Origin of the sequence: Streptomyces sp. NPDC001985 (assembly GCF_040296845.1) — a bacterium.
Taxonomy (GTDB): Bacteria; Actinomycetota; Actinomycetes; order Streptomycetales; family Streptomycetaceae; genus Streptomyces.
In genome coordinates this window covers 49,179-67,312 of sequence record NZ_JBEOYB010000025.1, presented here as the reverse complement: position 1 = coordinate 67,312, position 18,134 = coordinate 49,179, and the positions used below count along the sequence as shown (strand labels likewise).

At 72.2% G+C, this 18,134-nt stretch carries 17 protein-coding genes; 6 read left to right on the top strand and 11 right to left on the bottom strand.

Going from position 1 to position 18,134, the window contains the following annotated elements; translation table 11 throughout:
• Positions 1 to 70: 70 nt before the first annotated feature.
• The 3 genes from ABT122_RS13825 to ABT122_RS13815 form a co-directional block, all read right to left on the bottom strand.
• Positions 71 to 1,945, bottom strand: coding sequence for a glycosyl hydrolase family 18 protein (locus ABT122_RS13825; RefSeq protein ID WP_451067013.1), 1,875 nt, complete (start codon positions 1,943 to 1,945; stop codon positions 71 to 73).
• Positions 1,946 to 2,110: 165 nt separating this feature from the next.
• On the bottom strand, positions 2,111 to 2,755 hold the full coding sequence (locus ABT122_RS13820) for a response regulator (RefSeq protein ID WP_351550296.1): 645 nt from the start codon (positions 2,753 to 2,755) through the stop codon (positions 2,111 to 2,113).
• A 68-nt stretch (positions 2,756 to 2,823) separates the two neighbouring features.
• Positions 2,824 to 4,029 carry a sensor histidine kinase gene (locus tag ABT122_RS13815; protein ID WP_351550216.1) on the bottom strand — a complete coding sequence of 402 codons (1,206 nt, stop codon included), beginning with the start codon at positions 4,027 to 4,029 and terminating at the stop codon, positions 2,824 to 2,826.
• A 149-nt stretch (positions 4,030 to 4,178) separates the two neighbouring features.
• Between ABT122_RS13815 and ABT122_RS13810 the strand changes: the two genes are divergently transcribed.
• Entirely contained in the window at positions 4,179 to 4,778 is a 600-nt protein-coding gene (locus tag ABT122_RS13810) for a hypothetical protein (protein ID WP_351550213.1), read from the top strand.
• Positions 4,779 to 4,805: 27 nt separating this feature from the next.
• On the opposite strand, the gene ABT122_RS13805 is transcribed toward ABT122_RS13810, so the two are convergent.
• Entirely contained in the window at positions 4,806 to 5,378 is a 573-nt protein-coding gene (locus ABT122_RS13805) for a cob(I)yrinic acid a,c-diamide adenosyltransferase (protein WP_351550210.1), read from the bottom strand.
• Between the two features lie 199 nt (positions 5,379 to 5,577).
• Between ABT122_RS13805 and ABT122_RS13800 the strand changes: the two genes are divergently transcribed.
• The 3 genes from ABT122_RS13800 to ABT122_RS13790 all read left to right on the top strand — a co-directional run bounded on the left by ABT122_RS13800 (position 5,578) and on the right by ABT122_RS13790 (position 9,789).
• On the top strand, positions 5,578 to 6,426 hold the full coding sequence (locus ABT122_RS13800; protein ID WP_351550207.1) for a 3-hydroxyacyl-CoA dehydrogenase family protein: 849 nt from the start codon (positions 5,578 to 5,580) through the stop codon (positions 6,424 to 6,426).
• A gap of 197 nt (positions 6,427 to 6,623) precedes the next feature.
• The gene (locus tag ABT122_RS13795; RefSeq protein ID WP_351550205.1) at positions 6,624 to 6,947 is read left to right on the top strand and encodes an STAS domain-containing protein; all 324 of its coding nucleotides are present in this window, start codon (positions 6,624 to 6,626) and stop codon (positions 6,945 to 6,947) included.
• A 322-nt stretch (positions 6,948 to 7,269) separates the two neighbouring features.
• A complete protein-coding gene (locus ABT122_RS13790; RefSeq protein WP_351550202.1) occupies positions 7,270 to 9,789 on the top strand; it encodes an ATP-binding protein in 2,520 nt (839 codons plus the stop codon).
• Positions 9,790 to 10,022: 233 nt separating this feature from the next.
• Here ABT122_RS13790 and nucS read toward each other — a convergent pair whose 3' ends face one another.
• Positions 10,023 to 10,685, bottom strand: coding sequence for an endonuclease NucS (nucS, locus tag ABT122_RS13785; protein ID WP_351550199.1), 663 nt, complete (start codon positions 10,683 to 10,685; stop codon positions 10,023 to 10,025).
• 294 nt (positions 10,686 to 10,979) lie between these two features.
• Between nucS and ABT122_RS13780 the strand changes: the two genes are divergently transcribed.
• Entirely contained in the window at positions 10,980 to 11,372 is a 393-nt protein-coding gene (locus ABT122_RS13780; protein ID WP_351550196.1) for an SCO5389 family protein, read from the top strand.
• 155 nt (positions 11,373 to 11,527) lie between these two features.
• On the opposite strand, the gene ABT122_RS13775 is transcribed toward ABT122_RS13780, so the two are convergent.
• Complete coding sequence (locus ABT122_RS13775) at positions 11,528 to 12,559, bottom strand: LLM class flavin-dependent oxidoreductase (protein ID WP_351550193.1); 1,032 nt, start codon at positions 12,557 to 12,559, stop codon at positions 11,528 to 11,530.
• Positions 12,560 to 12,780: 221 nt separating this feature from the next.
• On the opposite strand from ABT122_RS13775, the gene ABT122_RS13770 reads away from it, so the two are divergent.
• Positions 12,781 to 13,110 (top strand): Rv1322 family protein, encoded by a 330-nt coding sequence (locus tag ABT122_RS13770; RefSeq protein WP_351550293.1) that lies wholly within the window; start codon positions 12,781 to 12,783, stop codon positions 13,108 to 13,110.
• Between the two features lie 40 nt (positions 13,111 to 13,150).
• On the opposite strand, the gene ABT122_RS13765 is transcribed toward ABT122_RS13770, so the two are convergent.
• The 5 genes from ABT122_RS13765 to ABT122_RS13745 form a co-directional block, all read right to left on the bottom strand.
• Complete coding sequence (locus ABT122_RS13765; RefSeq protein WP_351550191.1) at positions 13,151 to 13,981, bottom strand: DUF2705 family protein; 831 nt, start codon at positions 13,979 to 13,981, stop codon at positions 13,151 to 13,153.
• Complete coding sequence (locus tag ABT122_RS13760) at positions 13,978 to 15,126, bottom strand: ABC transporter ATP-binding protein (RefSeq protein WP_351550188.1); 1,149 nt, start codon at positions 15,124 to 15,126, stop codon at positions 13,978 to 13,980. Before ABT122_RS13760 ends, ABT122_RS13765 begins: the two co-directional genes overlap by 4 nt.
• A gap of 157 nt (positions 15,127 to 15,283) precedes the next feature.
• Positions 15,284 to 16,063, bottom strand: a complete 780-nt coding sequence (locus ABT122_RS13755; RefSeq protein ID WP_351550185.1) for an ABC transporter permease — start codon at positions 16,061 to 16,063, stop codon at positions 15,284 to 15,286.
• A 3-nt stretch (positions 16,064 to 16,066) separates the two neighbouring features.
• Positions 16,067 to 17,050, bottom strand: coding sequence for an ABC transporter ATP-binding protein (locus ABT122_RS13750; protein ID WP_351550182.1), 984 nt, complete (start codon positions 17,048 to 17,050; stop codon positions 16,067 to 16,069).
• Positions 17,051 to 17,168: 118 nt separating this feature from the next.
• Positions 17,169 to 18,107, bottom strand: coding sequence for a coiled-coil domain-containing protein (locus tag ABT122_RS13745; RefSeq protein WP_351550179.1), 939 nt, complete (start codon positions 18,105 to 18,107; stop codon positions 17,169 to 17,171).
• Between the last annotated feature and the right edge of the window lie 27 nt (positions 18,108 to 18,134).

Sequence of the window (18,134 nt, the reverse complement as noted above, 5' to 3'; positions counted from 1 at the left end):
GCCGGGGGATCGCCCCGGCCCCTTCTCTCTGCCACCGGCTGTTCCGAGCCCGGTGTGTATCAGTGGACCGCTACGGCTTGAGGCCGTTGTCCATCGCGGTGATCAGCTCACCGTTGCTGGTGTCGCCGCTCAGGTCCCAGGCGAAGGAACCGCCGAGGTTCTGGCTCTTGACCCAGCTCATCTTGCTGGTGAGGGTCGCCGGGGTGTCGTAGCTCCACCAGTTGTTGCCGCACTTGGCGTAGGCGGTGCCGCCGATGGTCCCGGTGGCGGGGCAGGTGTTCTTGAGGACCTTGTAGTCCTCGAAGCCGGGCTCGTAGGTGCCCGCGGCCGGTCCGGTCGCGGTGCCGCCCGGGGTCGCCTGGGTGACGCCCGTCCAGCCGCGGCCGTAGAAGCCCACGCCGAGGAGCAGCTTCTCGGACGCCACGCCCTTCGCCTTCAGCTTGGCGATCGCCGCCGCCGAGTTGAAGCCCTCCTGCGGGATGCCGGGGTAGGAGGTGAGGGGCGAGTGCGGGGCCGTCGGACCCTGGGCCGCCCAGGCGCCGAAGAAGTCGTACGTCATCACGTTGTACCAGTTGAAGAACGGTGCGGCGCCCGCGTAGTCAGCCTTGTCGATCTTGCCGCCGTTGGAGGCGTCGGCGGTGATCGCAGCGGTGAGCAGGTAGTTGTTGCCGACCTTGGCACGGAACGCCTGCGCCATGGTCTTGATGACCGCAGGGCCGCTGCTGTCGCAGGTCAGACCGCAGGCGTTGGGGTACTCCCAGTCCAGGTCGATGCCGTCGAACACATCGGCCCACCGCGGGTCCTCGACCAGGTTGTAGCAGGACTCGGCGAAGGCGGCCGGGTTCTGCATGGCCTGGGTGAAGCCGCCGGACCAGGTCCAGCCGCCGAACGAGAACAGCACCTTGATGTGCGGGTGCTTCTTCTTCAGCTCGCGGAGCTGGTTGAAATTGCCGCGCAGCGGCTGGTCCCAGGTGTCGGCGACGCCGTCGACGGACTGGTCGGCGGTGTACGCCTTCTCGTAGTCGGCGTAGGAGTCACCGATGGTGCACCGGCCGTTCTGCACATTGCCGAACGCGTAGTTGATGTGGGTGATCTTCGCGGCGGTGCCGGAGGTGTCCAGGTTCTTCACGTGGAAGTTGCGCCCGTAGACGCCCCACTGCGTGAAGTAGGCCATCTTGATCTTGGAGCCGGGGTTGACGGTGCCGGGCGTGCGGAGCTGGTGGGCACCGCTGAACGCGCCGAGCTGGTCGGCCGTGTCCCGCGCCTGGACGGTGTAGGAGTAGTCCGTGGCCTTGGTCAGACCGGTGTCCGTGAACGTCAGACCGGTGACCGTGCCGACCTTGGCGCCGTCGCGGTAGATGTCGTAGTTCTTGACACCCTTGTCGTCGGTGGCCGCGGTCCACGCCAGCGCCGCCGAGGTCTCGGTGACACTGCTGGAGGTGGGGGTGCCGGGCGCGGACGGGGGGTTGTCGCCCGGGACCGTGCCGCCGTCACAGGAGCCGCCGTTGAGCGAGCAGTTGGACGGGGAGCCCGTGCCGGTGCCGTTGAAGCCGAAGGTGGTGGTGGCCCCCGGTGCCAGCGAGCCGGCCCAGGACTTGTTCTTGGCCGTCCACCGGTTGCCGGTGTTGGTCACGTCCGCGTCCCAGGCGGAGGTGACCCGGGTGCCGGCCGGGAAGTCCCACTCGACCGTCCAGGAGCTGATGGTCGTGGTGCCGGTGTTCTTGATGGTCCACTTGCCCTCGAAGCCATTGCCCCAGTCGGAGCCCTTGGCGTACGTGGCGGTCGCGGAGGTGGCCGCCTGGGCGGGGGTGGCGATCACGACCAGTGCCGCGAGCGGGAGGATCAGCGCGGTGAGCGCCGCGACGATCCTGGAGCGGGTGGAGAGCCGCTCGGGAGGGGTAAGACGCTTTCTGAGGCCGTGCAGTGGTGGGGGTTGAGTGCTCACGGGTGCTCCTTGTGGAGGTCCGGACAGTGGGGTGGACCGTGCACTGCGCACTCTGCGTGGCTCACCGCAGCGTGTGTAGCGGTGAGAGTAGGAAGGTCTGGACCAATCGTCAATAGGTCCAGACCAAAGGCGGCGGGTAGCCGCCCACTGGCGTGAAACGTTCCGTCAGAGTCCCAACTCCTGCGCCAGCACCGCCGCTTGCACCCGGCTGCGCAGCTCCAGCTTCCCCAGCACCCTGCTGACATGGGTCTTCACCGTCGCCTCGGCCATGTGCAGCCGTACCGCGATCTCCGCGTTGGACAGCCCCTCGCCGACACAGCAGAGCACCTCGCGCTCCCGCCGGGTGAGCGCGTCCAGCACGGAGGGATCGGGCGCGCCGGGGGAGCGGACCGGGTGCGGGGCGGCGAACTCCGCGATCAGCCGGCGGGTGACGGCCGGGGAGATCAGCCCCTCGCCGCGCGCCACCGTGCGCACCGCCGCCAGCAGGTCCCGCGCCTCGGTGTTCTTCAGCAGAAACCCCGAGGCACCCGCCCGCAGCGCCCCGAAGATGTACTCGTCCAGATCGAACGTGGTCAGCACGAGCACATCGGCCAGCCCCTCCGAGACGATCAGCCGGGTCGCCGACACCCCGTCCAGCAGCGGCATCTGGAGGTCCATCAGCACCAGGTGCGGGCGGAGCTCCCGGGCCAGGCGCACCGCCTCCTCACCGTCGGCGGCCTCGCCGACCACCTCGATCTCCGGTGCGCTGCGCAGGATGAGGACCAGCCCCGCCCGTACCGCGCTCTGGTCCTCGGCGACCAGCACCCGGATGTGCTCCGCCCCGCCCGGCCGCTCCCCGGGTCCCGCCCCCGCCTCCGCCTCCGGCCTCGTCGCTCCGGTCATGGCGTGGGCTCCTTCTCGTCCTGGACGGGCAGTACGGCCCGTACGCGCCAGATCTTCTCCGCGCCGCCCGGCGGGCCGTCGGCCGGCCCCGCCTCGATCTCGCCGGAGAGCAGGGCCACCCGCTCCCGCATCCCCACCAGACCGGCCCCCGAGCCGGGCGCGCGGGGCCCCGAGCGGTTGCCGAACGGGCTGGTCACCGTCACGGTGAGGGACTCGCCCGCACGGTGGGCGAGCACCACCCGGACCTCGCCCGGCCGGGCGTGCTTGAGGGCGTTGGTCAGACACTCCTGCACGATCCGGTAGGCCGCCAGCTCCACCGGCGCGGGCAGCACGAGCCCCTCGCCGCGCCGGTCGTCGAGGACGAACCCGAGCCCGCTCGCGGCGCCGTTGGTACGGGCCTGCCCGACCAGGGCCGCCAGCCCGGCGAGGGTGGGCGCGGCGGCCGGCGCGCCGTCCTCGCTCCGGTCTCTCAGCAGCCCGATCAGACGGCGCATCTCGGCCAGTCCGGCGACGCTGTTCTCCCGGATCACCCCCAGGGCGTCCCGGGAGGTCGCCGGGTCGTCCAGGGAGAGCGCGGCCGTGGAGTGGATGGCGATGGCGGAGAGATGGTTGGCGACCATGTCGTGCAGCTCCCGGGCCATCCGCCCGCGCTCGGCCGTCACCGCCTGCGCCCGGTCCATCTCGGCCAGCAGGGCGGTCTGCTCGGCGCGCAGCCGGGCCGCGTCGGCGGCGTCCCGGTGGTTGCGGATGATCGCCCCGGTGATCGCGGGACCGAAGGTGACCAGGCCGACGACCACCCCGAGGAAGAGCCCCTCCGGGGAGCGGAGCACCGCCAGCAGCCCGATGGTGGAGGCGATGGTGATCAGCCCGGTGGTGACCGGGACCCGCCGGGCGGCGGCGGGCGAGCCGTACACCACCGCCACGTACACCCCGTCGGTGAAGAGCAGCACGGTGACGAGGCTGCCCACCGTGAACTGGTCGCCGACCAGCGCCACCGTGTCCACGGACAGGGTCAGCAGCGGCATCGACCGGCGCAGCAGCGACTGCGCGCTGATCACGGCCAGCGGCACCAGGGCCGCCCAGGCCGGCAGACCGCTCCGGTTCGGCTGGGTGTACAGATCCAGCGACCACAGCAGCAGACCGCCGAGGAAGGCCGTCACGGCGAGGAGCACATCGGCGCGCGGGGGACGGGGAACGCTCACCTCTCCATCCAACACGGCCCCTGGCCCTCCGGGCTCCCCGACAGGGCTGAGCTGCGACTACATCGAAGGATGCAGTGCGGGTTCCTCACTGGCGACGACGCCGGGCCGCCCCGGGGACGGGAGGCTGGAGGAGGTGAAGGGAGAGAGCCGTGATCGTCACGCTGATCATCATCTGTGAGGTCGGCTTCTGGGTGCTGCTGGCCGCCGGGCTCGCGGTGCGGTATCTGCTGAGGATGCCCCGGCTGGGCGCCGCCCTGCTGCTGTGCGAACCGCTCCTGGAGGTCGTGCTGCTGATCGCCACCGCGATCGACCTCAGGAACGGCGCCGAACCCAACTGGACCCACGGTCTGGCGGCCCTGTACATCGGCTTCACCGTCGGCCACGGCCACCGCACCGTGAAGTGGCTCGACGGCCACGCGGCCCACCGCTTCGGCGGCGCGCCGCCGCCGGTCAAGCCGCCGAGGTACGGCAGGGCGCGCGGCATCCACGAGATGAGGATCTGGGGCGGCACCCTGGTGGCCGCCGCCGTGGCGACCGTGCTGCTCCAGCTCGCCATCTGGTACGTGGGCGACGCCGGCAGCCCCGACTCGCTCCAGGCCTGGATGTACCAGTCGTGGAAGATCGCCGGCATCCACGGCGTCATCGCGCTGGCCCATCTCCTCTGGCCGGGCTCCGGCCCGGGAGCCGAGGACGGCGGGTCCGGCGCCGGGGACGGCGACCGCGCGCCGGTCCGGGTCGAGCGCCGCTGAGCGCCCCGGTGCCCCGGGCGGGTGCGGTCAGCGCTCCCCGCCCGGCACCCAGAGGACGTCCCCGACCTCCTTGTTCGCCGTCCTCGCGAGGATGAACAGCAGGTCGGAGAGGCGGTTGAGATAGGTGGCCGTCAGCGGGTTCATCGTCTCGCCGTGCACCTCCAGGGCCGCCCAGGTGGAGCGCTCGGCCCGCCGCACGACCGTGCACGCCTGGTGCAGCAGGGCGGCCCCCGGGGTGCCGCCCGGGAGGATGAAGCTGCGGAGCTTCTCCAGCTCCTCCAGGAACCGGTCGCAGTCGGCCTCCAGCCGGTCGATGTAGAACTGCTCCACCCGCAGCGGCGGGTACTCGGGGTCCGCGACGATCGGGGTGCAGAGATCGGCGCCCACGTCGAAGAGATCGTTCTGGACCCGGACCACCACCGAGGCGACCTCCTCGGGGAGAGCGCCCAGCGCGACCGCCGTACCGAGGGCCGCGTTGGCCTCGTTGGTGTCGGCGTACGCGGAGATCCGGGGATCGGTCTTGGCGGTCCGGCTCATGTCGCCGAGGGCCGTGGTGCCCCCGTCGCCGGTCCGGGTGTAGATGCGTGTCAGATTGACCATGGCACCAGAGTAGTTTCGCCCCGCCCCGGGGGCGCGCACCCCGTGCCGGAAGGGGCCCCGGGCGCCCCGCCGGGCCCCTGGGGGTGTGACGTCCGTCATGTGGGGCGTGACGCGCATCTCCTATCCGCCACTTGGCCCCCCGCGCCCGCTAACCTCCGCCCGAGAGGCGAAAAGTAAACAGTCGTTAAGGGGTGTCGCAGTGGCCAGGAAGCTCGCCGTCATCGGAGCCGGACTCATGGGTTCCGGAATCGCTCAGGTCTCGGCCCGGGCGGGCTGGGAGGTCGTCCTGCGCGATGTCACCGACGAGGCCCTGACGCGCGGCACCGACGGCATCAGAAGCTCCTGGGACCGGTTCGTCGCCAAGGGCGCGATGGAAGCCGCCGACGCGGACGCCGCGTTGGCCCGGATCACCACCACCACCGATCTGGACGCCGTCGCCGACGCCGATCTCGTGGTCGAGGCCGTCTTCGAGAAGCTGGAGGTCAAGCACGAGATCTTCCGCGCGCTCGACCGGATCTGCCGCGCGGACGCCGTGCTCGCCTCCAACACCTCCGCCATCCCGATCACCAAGATCGCCGCGGTGACGGACCGTCCGGAGCGGGTCGTGGGCACCCACTTCTTCTCGCCCGTGCCGATGATGCAGCTCTGCGAGCTGGTCCGCGGCTACAAGACCAGTGACGAAACGCTCGCCACCGCGCGCGAGTTCGCCGAGTCCGTCGGCAAGACCTGCGTCGTCGTCAACCGCGACGTCGCCGGCTTCGTCACCACCCGGCTCATCTCGGCCCTGGTGGTGGAGGCCGCGAAGCTCTGCGAGTCGGGCGTCGCCACCGCCGAGGACATCGATCTGGCCTGCAGGCTGGGGTTCGGGCACGCCATGGGCCCGCTCGCCACCGCCGATCTGACCGGGGTGGACATCCTGCTCCACGCCACCGGCAACATCTACACCGAATCCCAGGACGAGAAGTTCGCCCCGCCGGAGCTGATGCGCCGGATGGTGGACGCCGGTGACATCGGCCGCAAGAGCGGGCAGGGTTTCTACACCTACTGAGCCACCGACCCACCGGGCGACCGCCGATAGCGCGCCGTCGCCCGCCGGTATCACCCTGCGGGGTGATTTCGGTATCGGTTCGCTTACGACCAGCAACTGGAGTGCCCCCTGGGCAGTCAGTTGAGGCAAGAAGAAGTGGAGCAGCCTGCACCGGCAGGTGCGACTGGACACGACGCGAGCACTCTCGGGGAGCGCATATGCACATCAGGGGCGACCACGCCGAGCTGGTCGTCGGGGGCCGCCTCGACGTCCGCAGCGCGGCGGACGCCCGTACGGTCCTGCACTCGGCCGTCGACGACGGAGCCGGCGACCTGGTGCTCGACCTGACCGGACTCGACTCCTGGGACGCCACCGGACTCGGGGTCATCATGGGCGCCCACCGCCGGGCCGGCCGGTGCGGCAGACGGCTCGTGCTGCGCGGGGTGCCACCCCAGATGCAGCGGCTGCTGGTGGCCACCCGGCTGCACCGCATCCTCGCGATCGAGGGCGGCCTCGCCGCCGAGTCGCTGCCCCGGGTCTGAGCCCCGGGCCCCGGCCGGCCCCGCGACCGTTCGGCGCCGATGAGCCGAGGCTCACAATTCTCATGAAGCCGTGACGACGCGGACGGGGTCGCACCCCGCCTGATCAGGGATACGCTGCCAGCGTCTAGGGTTCGTTCGCCTGCCGATGTGCGAAACCGGACACGCCGCGTCGCGTGACCCACGCGGCAGGAGCACCGGACCGCAACGACGGCCGGGGGCGCGGGGAGACCGGGACGGGCACTCGCGCGTGGCTCCGCCACGGACTCGTCACCGAGCCAGGGCGGGGACGAACCTATGCGAACCGCATCTGGGGGCTTGGACCATGGAGAACGACAGTTTCGGCGAGGGCACGGGCCCGAAGCGCCCATCACGCGACCCCGGCACACCCGAGTTCACGCCGTCCGGGCCGGCGCCCGCCCGCACCGTACGGGTCGTCGCCGGTGACTTCCTGCTCACCGTCAACCCGGTGGACGGCAGCGAGATAGAACCCTGCCCGCCGGGCGGCCCCGGGACACCGGACCACCCGGCGGGCCCCGTCCGCCGCACCGCCGAGGAGCGCGCCGAGCACGAGCGCGCCGCCCACCCGCCCGCTCCCGCCGGACCGGCCGCCCCCCGGCCGCCGCTGCTGGAGCGCGCCGAGGAGCGCGAGCGCGTCACCGGGCTGCTGGAGCGCGGCCGTTCGCTGCGGATCACCGGCCCGGCCGGCTCCGGGCGCACCGCCCTCCTCGACGCCGTCGCCGAGGACTGCGCGGAACTCGCCCCCGACGGGGTCGTCCGGCTCAACGGCCGGCACCGCACCCCCGCCGATCTGCTGTACGACCTCTTCGCGGCCGTCCACACCGCCCCGCGCCACCGCCCCGACCGGGCCGGACTGCTCCGCCAGGTCGCCGGGATCGGCGCCGTCGTCGCCCTCGACGATCTGGAGTTCGGCGGGGCCGCGCTCACCGAACTGCTGGACGCGGCGCCCGAGTGCGCCTTCGTCATGACCGCCACCCCCGAGACCCCGGAGCCGGCCGCCGACTCCCCGCTCGAAGAGGTGGTCCTCACCGGACTGGGCCGCGCCGTCTCCGTGGAGCTGCTCCAGCGCACCGTGGACCGGCCGCTGGCCGAGGACGAGACCAACTGGGCCGGCGACCTCTGGTTCGAGTCCGAGGGGCTGCCGCTGCGCTTCGTCCAGGCCGGCGCGCTGCTGCGGCAGTGCGACGAACTGCGCGAGCTGCTCCGCGAGGACCCCGAGGCCTTCGAGGCCTTCGCGCCCCCGGAGGGCGTCGAGGGCACCGAGGTCGCCCTCCCCACCCTGGGCCAGGGCGCCGCCCCCGCGCCGCTGCTCGCCTCCCGGCTCGGCGAGTCCGCCCGCAGGACCCTGCGCTTCGCCGTCGCCCTCGGCGGCGAGGTACCCCACCAGGCCCACCTTCCGGCCCTCATCGGCGACACCCACGCCGACGCCGCGATCGGCGAACTGCTGGACTGCGGACTGCTCTCCCGGGTCGGCGCGCGCTACCGGCTGGCCGCCGGTGTCCTCGCCCAGCTCAAGGAGAAGGGGTACGCGGACGAGGCGCCCGCCCTCGCCCACACCGCGGCCCAGCACTACACCTGGTGGACCGGCCACCCCTCCGTCACCCCCGAGCGGGCCGTGGCCGAGGCGGACGCCATCGTGGCCGCGCTGACCGCCCTGGTGGCGAGCCCGGAGGCCGGGCACCCCAGCGCCGCCGTACTGCTCGCCCGCAGTGCCGCGCCCGCCTTCGCCGCCGGACTCCACTGGGGTGCCTGGGAGCGCGCCCTGCGCACCGGCTCGGAGGCCGCCCGCAGGGCGGGCGAGGTCGCCCAGGAGGCCTACTTCCACCATGAGCTGGGCATCGTCGCGCTCTGCACGGACCGCCTCGACCGGGCGCGCGCCGAGCTGGAGACATCGATCGGGATGCGCGGCGCGCTCGCCGACAGGAGCGGCACCGTCGCCGGGCGCCGCGCGCTGACCCTCGTCGACGACCGGGAGAACGGACGGGTGCCCACGGCCGAACCGGTCGTCACCCGCCCCGAGGACTCCCGCCGGGCGCCGCTGGCCCTGCCGCCGGGTGCCGGGGCCGCCGCACCGAACAGCCCCGACGGACCCGGAACCCGGCCGCTGCCGCTGGTCTCCGGGACCCTCTCGGTGCCCCCGACCCTGGTCTCGTACCAGCCGCCGCCCGGGCGGAGCGCGCTCGCCCGCCGGGGCCGCGCCGCCCGCGCGCTCCTCGGCACCCGCCGCAATCTGATCGCGACGGGCGCCGGCGCGCTGCTCGCCGTGGTCCTCGGCACCGTACTGGCCATCGGCCCGGCGTCCGACGCGGAGGACCCGCCGGGCGACCGGGTCGGCAGCGGCCGGTCCGCGAGCGCGGACGACGACGGGCTCGGCCCCACCGACGACCCGACGGACTCCACGGCCGGCCCCGCCGGCCCGGCGACCGGTGTCCCCGGCACCGTCCCCGGCCGCTCCTCGTCATCGGCGGCCCCGAGCGGCAGCGCCGGCTCGTCGGCACCGGGCCCGTCCACCACCCCCAGCGGCACCGCGTCCACCGGCTCGGCGGAGCCGGGGGAGAGCGCGCCGGTCTCCCCGCCGCCGTCCTCCACGGACCCCGGCACCCCGTCGGAGACCACCGCCCCCAGCAGCAGGCCCCCGAGCCCGCCCCGACCCTCCACCGTGCCGTCCACCCCGAGCACCGCGCCGACCCCGTCGGCCACGGCCACCAGGCCGACCCCGTCCGCCAGCACTCCCGCCAAACCCGGCGGCGGCGGGCCCGAGATCACCGGCAGCGCCCCGGTCGGCCCGGACGCCTCGCCGTCGGCGCCCCCGCCGGTGACCTGATCGGGCCGGGTCGGTGGGCGGGGCCCGGTGCCGTGGATCGCGAGGCGGCGGATGGGGTCCACGCGGAGTCGGCGACGGACGACAACGCGGCGGGGCGCGGTGCCGGGGCTCGCGAGCGAGCCCGGCGGGACCCGGAAGGGACGGCCCGGACCCGGGACACGCGTACGGCCCCGGACACGCGTACGGCCCCGGGGGCGCTGCCCCCGGGGCCGTCCCGCTGTTCCGGCGTACCGTCAGAACAGCCTGAGCTTGTCGTCCTCGATGCCCCGCATCGCGTTGTAGTCCAGCACCACGCAGCCGATGCCCCGGTCGGTCGCCAGCACCCGTGCCTGCGGCTTGATCTCCTGGGCCGCGAAGACGCCCTTCACCGGCGCGAGACGGGGATCGCGGTTCAGCAGCTCCAGATAGCGCGTCAGCTGCTCCACCCCGTCGATCTCGCCGCGCCGCTTGATCTCCACCGCGACCGTCCCGCCGTCGGAGTCCCGGCAGAGGATGTCCACCGGACCGATCGCCGTCGGGTACTCCCGGCGGATCAGGCTGTACCCCGCGCCGAGTGTCTCGATCCGGTCGGCCAGCAGCTCCTGGAGATGCGCCTCCACACCGTCCTTGATGAGCCCGGGGTCCACCCCCAGCTCATGGGACGAGTCGTGGAGGACCTCCTCCATGGTGATGATCAGTTTCTCGCCCGCCTTGTTGACGACCGTCCAGACGCTGCCGTCGCCCTCCTTCAGCGTGCACGGAGGGGACATCCAGTTCAGTGGTTTGTACGCCCGGTCATCCGCGTGGATGGAGACGCTGCCGTCCGCCTTGATGAGGATCAGACGAGGGGCGGAGGGAAGATGGGCGGTGAGCCGGCCCGCGTAGTCCACGGAGCAGCGGGCGATGACAAGACGCATGGTCGGCAACGCTACTCGACGCGGACCCCCGCGCGCGATTCCCCCTACGCACCCCCGCCGCGCGGGCCCACCGCGCCTGGCGCAGACCGCTCGGGACACCTCCGCCCACCCCGCGGGATTCTGGCCGGTTGTCCTCCCCCTCTCCTGGTGCGGCACGCAGCCCGCACTTACCGTTGATGCGGGAGGTCGCCGAGCGCGTACTCTGTGTTGTCATGCGTCATGCGCATGACGTTACTTTTCGGTGCCTTCTTCCCTGCCCAAGGCCCCGGTTCCGGGGTCGCGAGAGGAGAACCCATGTCGCTCGACGTCTCACCGGCTCTGTTGGAACAGGCCGAGCGAGGCGAGGTCGACGAAGCAGCCTTCGTCGACTGCGTCCGGACCTCCCTGCCCTATGCCTGGGAGATGGTCAGTTCCCTGGTGGCCCAGCTGAAGGTGGACGGCGGCCAGTTCGCCGACAACCAGACGCCGCCCCCGGACGAGCAGGCACGCGGCCAGCTGCTGCGCGCGCTCGCGAGTGATGCGATCCGTGGTGCGCTGCAACGGCACTTCGGCGTGCGCCTGGCCTTCCAGAACTGCCACCGCGTCGCGGTGTTCCCGCTGGACCCCTCGGCCGACGAGCGGCTGGCCCGCTTCACCTCCATCCGGGGGCAGCTGCTCAATCAGTCGCCGACACTGCGCGACTGCTGAGATCGTGAGCTGCCGCTCCACGTCGCGGCAGGCGCGGTCGACGGGGAGCGGCAGTGGGCCGGTCAGGGCGAGCCGGGCGGGGCTCGGCCCCGCCGGGCCCCGCCCTCGCGCCCGGCCCGGGCGTCTCCTCCGGGGGACCGGGGGAGGCCCCGTGCTCAGCTCAGCAGGGGCAGTACGTCCTCACCCAGCCGCCGTACGTTCTCCTCCGTCGCCGAGAGATCGCCCGAACCCTCCACGAGCAGTGCGAAACGGCTGATGCCGGTGCGCTCCGAGGTCGCCGCCAGCCGGTCGGCGGCCAGCCGGGGCGGGCCCACGGGATGGAGCCGGCAGAGCAGTTCCGTGTACGCCACGGGATCGCGCATCGCGCGGGCCCGGCCGTCCACGGTGGTGTGCGCGTCCAGTCCCTGCTTCAGCCAGCCCGGCATCGACTTGAGCAGGGTCTCGCCGGCCTCGGCCGCGCTGTCGGCGAGCTGGACCACGCCCGCCGACACATGGGCGGCCCCCGCGACCTCGTCCGCCGGCCGGCCCGCCTCCAGGGCGTGGCGCCGCCAGAGGGCGACCATCTCCGCCTTCTCCTCGTCGCCGCAGTGCATGCCGAGGAGCATCGGCAGCCCGCGCTCGGCGGCCAGCCGCACACTCCCCGGCGAGGTGCAGGCGACTATGACCTCGGGCCCCCGGGGCGGGCCGCCGATCAGCTCGTCGGGCCGGGGCACCACCGGCACCTCGCGGAAGGGGAACCGCTCCGACGCGGAGCCCACGGCGGGCTCGCGCAGCCAGCGCAGCAGCAGGTCCAGGGAGTCGGGGAACCCCGTTTCATATGCCGCGAGGCCCGCTCCGAAGACTTCCAGATCGACCCAGGGCCCGCCCCGGCCCACCCCCAGCGAGAATCTGCCCCCGCTGGTGAGATGGAGCAGTGCGGCCTGCTCGCCGAGGGCCACCGGATGCGCGCTGGGCAGCACGCTCACGGCGGTCCCCACCCGTATCCTCCGGGTGCGGCCGAGCAGCAGGGCGGCGAGTGTCACCGCCGAGGGACAGACCCCGTACGGGACGAAGTGATGTTCGGCCAGCCAGACCGAATCGAGCCCGGACTCCTCCGCGACCTCGGCGGAGCGCACCGCCCGGTGCAGTGCCTCCCCCTGCCCCTGACCCGGGAACTGAGCGGCCAGGACAAACGTACCCACGCGCATCGACTTCTGCCTCCTTGCGGCCCGACGCGTCACTCCCCCTGTCCGCACTAACGTCTGACACGTGCCATGGGCACGGCCGCTCGTAAAATTCTTGCGATTTTCCGGTAACACCCCCGGTGGGGGCGGCGCCTTGTGGGGCGCACCGTACGTGTACCCGGTGGCGCGGCCCGTAGGCTGGACGCGTCAGGAATCGTCCCCACTTGCCCCGTGAGGTGTACAACGTGTCCCCGCGCCGCAACCACCCCAAGGGTGGCGACAAGCTCTCCGCACCGACCGGTGAACCGGGCGACCGGTACGGCGGCTTCGGCCGTACCGAGTCCTGGCAGGGCGAGGAGTGGTCGGTGCGCCATGTCGCCGGCGCGAGCGCCCTCGGCAAGCGCTACCGCTGCCCCGGCTGCGACCAGGAGATCCCGTCCGGTGTGCCGCACGTGGTGGCGTGGCCCGAGCACGGCGGGGTGGACGACCGGCGCCACTGGCACAAGGCGTGCTGGAACGCGAAGGACCGCCGCACCACGAGGGTGCAGCGGTCCCGCAACGCGCCCAGGCGCTGAACGGCCGGCCGGTCCGGGCGTCACCGCCCGCCGGGCCGGGTCAGACGTCGCGCTTGTTCAGGGCCACGAAGGCGGCGGTCAGCGCGGCGGCGGTGACACCGATCGCGATCCACAGCGGCTCCCAGCCCTGCGGTCCCGACTCCGTCACCGTGTTGTCGTAGAGCACCCCGAGCTGGTTGGGGATCGAGTACTCCAGCAGCGCGGTCTGGATCTCGCGCAGCGACTCCCCGTACATGAACATCCCGACCACGAGCGGGAGCAGCAGCACCCCGAGCATGATCGTGATCGCGCCGGCCGAGTGGCGGATCAGCGAGCCGACGGCCATCGCCAGCAGGCCCAGGCAGGCGACGTAGAAGCTGACACCGAAGGTGGCGCGGAACCACTCCTCGCTCGTGGGTGCGGAGCCGCTGCCGATCATCGACGTCTGGAGCGCGCCCACGACCAGGGTGAGCACCAGATGGACGGTGAGCACCAGCAGGAAGTAGACGATCGCCTTCGCGGCCAGCACCCGGCTCCGGGAGGGGCAGGCGGTCAGCGTGGTCCGGATCATCCCGGTGCCGTACTCCGAGGCGATCGTCAGCACCCCGAGCGTGATCACACAGAGGGAGCCGAGCAGGACGCCGAAGAAGCCGAGCGAGAGCACCGACTGGCCGGCCAGATCGGTCTCGCTCCCGCTGATGGCCACCGCGACCAGCAGACCGATGCCGACGACCAGGAGCGCCAGCACACCCAGCGTCCAGATCGTGGACCGCACGGACCGTATCTTGGTCCACTCGGAGGCGAGGGCGTCGCCGAGATGGGCCTTGCGGACCGGGATCGGCGAGGAGTAGGAGGCGACGGGCGCGCCCTGCTGCTGGTAGGGGGTGGTCATCGGGGGTCCTCGGGCTTGGACGGATCGGCGGGCACGGCGGCCGGGGGAGCGGCCGGGGCGGCGGCTCCCTGAGCGCTCGGGCCCGGATCGCCGGCGTACGGATTGCTCCCCGGCTGGGGCGGCGGCGGGGCGTACCAGCCCTGCTGCGGGACCTCGGGGATCTGCTGCTGGGGCGGCGGCGGACCGAAACCGGGCTGCGGCTGCTGCATCAGCCCGGCCTTCTCGTCGGCGGACGAGCGGTAGTCGACCGCGCCCTGGGTCATCCGCATGTACGCCTCCTCCAGCGAGGCCTGGTGCGGCGACAGCTCCCACAGCCGTACGTCACAGCCGTGCGCCAGCTCGCTGATCCTCGGCAGCGGGAGTCCCATGACCCGCAGGGCGCCGTCCGGCTCGGTCATGACCTGGCCGCCGGCCCCGGTCAGCGCGGAGGACAGCTTCTCGCGCAGCGGGGGCTCGGTGTCGGGGGTGCGCACCCGGGCGAAGTCGGCGGAGTTCGCCGAGATGAACTCGCCGACGCTCATGTCCGACAGCAGCTGTCCCCGGCCGATCACGATCAGATGGTCGGCGGTCAGCGCCATCTCGCTCATCAGGTGCGAGGAGACGAAGACCGTACGGCCCTCGGACGCGAGCTGCTTCATCAGATTGCGGACCCACAGGATGCCCTCGGGGTCCAGACCGTTCACCGGCTCGTCGAAGAGGAGCACCTGGGGGTCGCCGAGAAGGGCCGCCGCTATGCCGAGCCGCTGGCCCATGCCGAGCGAGAAGCCCTTGGAGCGCCGCTTGGCCACCTCGTGGAGGCCGACGACACCGAGGACCTCGTCCACCCGGCGGGCCGGGATGCCGGAGAGCTGCGCCAGCGACAGCAGGTGGTTGCGGGCGCTGCGCCCGCCGTGCACGGCCTTGGCGTCGAGCAGCGCGCCGACCTGGCGGGGCGCGTTGGGGGTCTGCCGGAAGGGGCGGCCCCCGATCGTCACACTGCCCTCGGTCGGGGTGTCCAACCCGAGGATCATGCGCATGGTGGTGGACTTGCCGGCGCCGTTGGGGCCGAGGAATCCGGTCACCGCACCGGGCCTCACCTGAAAGGAAAGGTTGTACACGGCCGTCTTGGCGCCGTAGCGCTTCGTCAGGCCGACTGCCTCGATCATTCTCCAGCCCCATCGACTTTCGGTCATCGGGGCACAGGCCACCAGGCCGCACACCCCCGTAAGAGTGAGGAGGATATCCATCCTCCGGCAGTTCCGGCCAAGCGGTAACGGATGGGTCACGATCCTGTCGGTGGTGCGGGCGGGCCCGGCGTGCGGGTCAGGCGTCCCGCTTCTTCAGCACCGCGTACCCCCCGGCCACCGCCACCACCACCCAGAGCAGCATGATCCCGAGTCCGCCCCAGGGCCCGTACGGAGCCTTGTCGCTGCCCAGCGCCTCGGGAACCACCTGCATGATCCTGGAACCCGCCTGGTCGGGGAAGTACCGCGCGACCGTCTTGGCCTTCGGCACCGACGCCAGGATCTGGGAGACCAGGAAGAAGAACGGCATCAGGATGCCGAGCGCCAGCATCGAGCTGCGCAGCATCGTCGCCACCGCCATCGAGAACAGCGCGATCAGCCCCATGTAGAGCCCGCCGCCGATCACCGCGCGCAGCACATTGTCCGCGCCGATCGACGTCCGCAGATCACCCAGGAGCGCCTGCCCCAGGAAGAAGGAGGCGAAGCTCGTCGCCAGACCCACGGCCAGTGCCAGACCCGTGGCCACCGCCAGCTTGCTGAAGAGGAAGGTCCCGCGCTGCGGCACCGCGGCCAGCGAGGTGCGGATCATGCCGGAGCTGTACTCCGTGCCGACCACCAGCACCCCGAAGACCACCATCGCCAGCTGCCCGAGCGTCATCCCCGAGAAGCTCACCAGCACCGGGTCGAAGGTGAGCTGCTCCCGGGTGGAGAGATTGTCGAAGGTCGCGTTGAAGAGCGCGCAGAGAGCGGCGCTCATCGCCACCGTCACCACGAACGCGCTCACCAGCGTCCAGGTCGTGGACGAGACCGAACGGATCTTGGTCCACTCCGAGCGGAGCACCGCGGGTACCGAGGCCATGGGTCAGACTCCTCCCTTACCGCTCTCCTGGCGCCGGCCCCACTGGGGCCCGGGCACCGCCGCCCGCGGCGGCCCCTCGCTCGTACCGTGTGCGTGGTACTCCACCACACCCGCCGTCATCTGCATGAACGCCTCCTCCAGCGAGGCCCGCTGGGCACTGAGCTCATGGAGCACGATCCCGTGCTCGGCGGCCAGCTCGCCCAGCCGCTCGGTCGACACCCCGTCGATCTCCAGGGCGCCGCCCTCGGCGCCCACCGCCGTGAACCCCGCCGTGTGCAGGACATCGCGCAGCCGCTCCGGCTCCGGTGAGCGCAGCCGGGCGTAGCTGCGCGAGTTCTCCTGGATGAAGGTCGCCATCGAGGTGTCCGCCAGCAGCCGGCCCTGCCCGATCACGATCAGATGATCCGCCGTCAGCGCCATTTCGCTCATCAGGTGCGAGGAGACGAAGATGGTCCGCCCCTCGTTCGCGAGCTGCTTCATCAGATGGCGAATCCAGTGGATTCCCTCGGGGTCCAGTCCGTTCACCGGCTCGTCGAACATCAGGATCTCCGGATCGCCCAGCAGCGCGGAGGCGATACCCAGCCGCTGGCCCATGCCGAGCGAGAACCCCTTCGACTTCTTGCGCGCCACCGCCGTCAGCCCGACGACATCCAGCACCTCGGACACCCGCGCGGTGGGGATGCGGTTCGCCTGCGCCAGACAGAGGAGATTGTTGTACGCGCTCCGACCGCCGTGCATCGCCTTGGCGTCCAGCAGCGCGCCGATGTACTTGAGCGGCTCCTCCAGATCGCGGTAGTGCTTGCCGTCGATCCGCACACTGCCGCTCGTCGGATTGTCGAGATCGAGCATCATCCGCATCGTGGTGGACTTCCCGGCGCCGTTCGGGCCGAGGAACCCGGTCACCACCCCGGGTCTGACCTGGAACGAGAGACGGTCGACGGCTACCTTGTCGCCGAAGTGCTTCGTGAGGCCATCCAGCTCGATCATGCGGCCACGGTAAGGGCACGCGAAGCCCCCCGCCAGTTGACCGGCGGGGGGCTCGGCGTAAATTTTTCTGTCGCGGCCCGGCCCCGGAGGGACGGGGCGCCGCGCCCGGGGCGCAGGCTCAGCGGGACTGCTGGGCCGGGACGCCGCGGGAGATCGGCTCGTCGTCGGCGGGGGTGCCCGCCGCGGCGACCGCGGCACCGGTCAGCGTGGCCAGCATCTCGCGGACGTTGGTCAGCTGGGCGTTGATGGAGTCGCGGCGGTTGGTGAGCGCCGCCAGCTCGCGCTCCGATTCGCTGCGGATGCGGTCGGCCTTGGCATTGGCGTCCGCCACGATGTCCTCGGACTGGCGCTGGGCCGTCTCCACGGTCTGACGGGCCCGGCGCTCCGCGTCCGTCCGCAGCTTCTCGGCCTCCAGACGGAGCTGCTCGGCGCGGTGCTCGATCTCCGCGAGACGCTTCTCGGCCTTGGCCTGACGCGACGCCAGATCGCGCTCGGACTGCTCCCGCCGCTTGGCGAGGTTGGTCTCGAAGTCGGCCGCGGCCTGGGCCGCCTTGGCGCGGGTCTCCTCGAAGAGGGCGTCCGCCTCCTCGCGCTTGGACTGCGCGTCCTTCTGCGCCTCGCTGCGCAGCTGCTGGGCCTCGCCCTTCGCCTTGTCGACGATCCGGACGCCCTCGTCCTCGGCCTTCGCCTTGCGGTCGGCGGCGAACGACTCCGCGTCGTTGCGCACCTGCTGAGCGGCGGACTCGGCCAGCTCACGGTGCTGCTCGGCGGCGCGGCGGGCCTCCTCGCGCAGGTCCTTCGCCTCCTCCTCGGCGAGGCGGAGGATCTTCTCGACGCGCGCACCGAGGCCGGCGTAGGACGGCTCGGCGTCGGAGACCTGGGCCTGGGCGTTCTGCGTTTCGAGGTGGAGCTCCTCGATGCGCTTCTCCAGGGAGGTGATCCGGGACAGAGCGCTATCACGGTCGGCAACGAGCTTGGTGATGCGGTCGTCCACCTGGCCGCGGTCGTAACCACGCCGCACGAGCTCGAAGCCGAAGGGGGAGGAAGTGTCGCTCATGGGGTTCCTGTCGAATGAGACCGGTGA

Bases quoted from the DNA above. Each gene is read 5' to 3' on its own strand.
- ABT122_RS13805 (WP_351550210.1), bottom strand. From the start codon at position 5,378: ATGGTCAATCTGACACGCATCTACACCCGGACCGGCGACGGGGGCACC.
- ABT122_RS13795 (WP_351550205.1), top strand. From the start codon at position 6,624: ATGCACATCAGGGGCGACCACGCCGAGCTGGTCGTCGGGGGCCGCCTC.
- ABT122_RS13790 (WP_351550202.1), top strand. From the start codon at position 7,270: ATGGAGAACGACAGTTTCGGCGAGGGCACGGGCCCGAAGCGCCCATCA.
- nucS (WP_351550199.1), bottom strand. From the start codon at position 10,685: ATGCGTCTTGTCATCGCCCGCTGCTCCGTGGACTACGCGGGCCGGCTC.
- ABT122_RS13780 (WP_351550196.1), top strand. From the start codon at position 10,980: ATGTCGCTCGACGTCTCACCGGCTCTGTTGGAACAGGCCGAGCGAGGC.
- ABT122_RS13775 (WP_351550193.1), bottom strand. From the start codon at position 12,559: ATGCGCGTGGGTACGTTTGTCCTGGCCGCTCAGTTCCCGGGTCAGGGG.
- ABT122_RS13765 (WP_351550191.1), bottom strand. From the start codon at position 13,981: ATGACCACCCCCTACCAGCAGCAGGGCGCGCCCGTCGCCTCCTACTCC.
- ABT122_RS13760 (WP_351550188.1), bottom strand. From the start codon at position 15,126: ATGATCGAGGCAGTCGGCCTGACGAAGCGCTACGGCGCCAAGACGGCC.
- ABT122_RS13755 (WP_351550185.1), bottom strand. From the start codon at position 16,063: ATGGCCTCGGTACCCGCGGTGCTCCGCTCGGAGTGGACCAAGATCCGT.
- ABT122_RS13750 (WP_351550182.1), bottom strand. From the start codon at position 17,050: ATGATCGAGCTGGATGGCCTCACGAAGCACTTCGGCGACAAGGTAGCC.
- ABT122_RS13745 (WP_351550179.1), bottom strand. From the start codon at position 18,107: ATGAGCGACACTTCCTCCCCCTTCGGCTTCGAGCTCGTGCGGCGTGGT.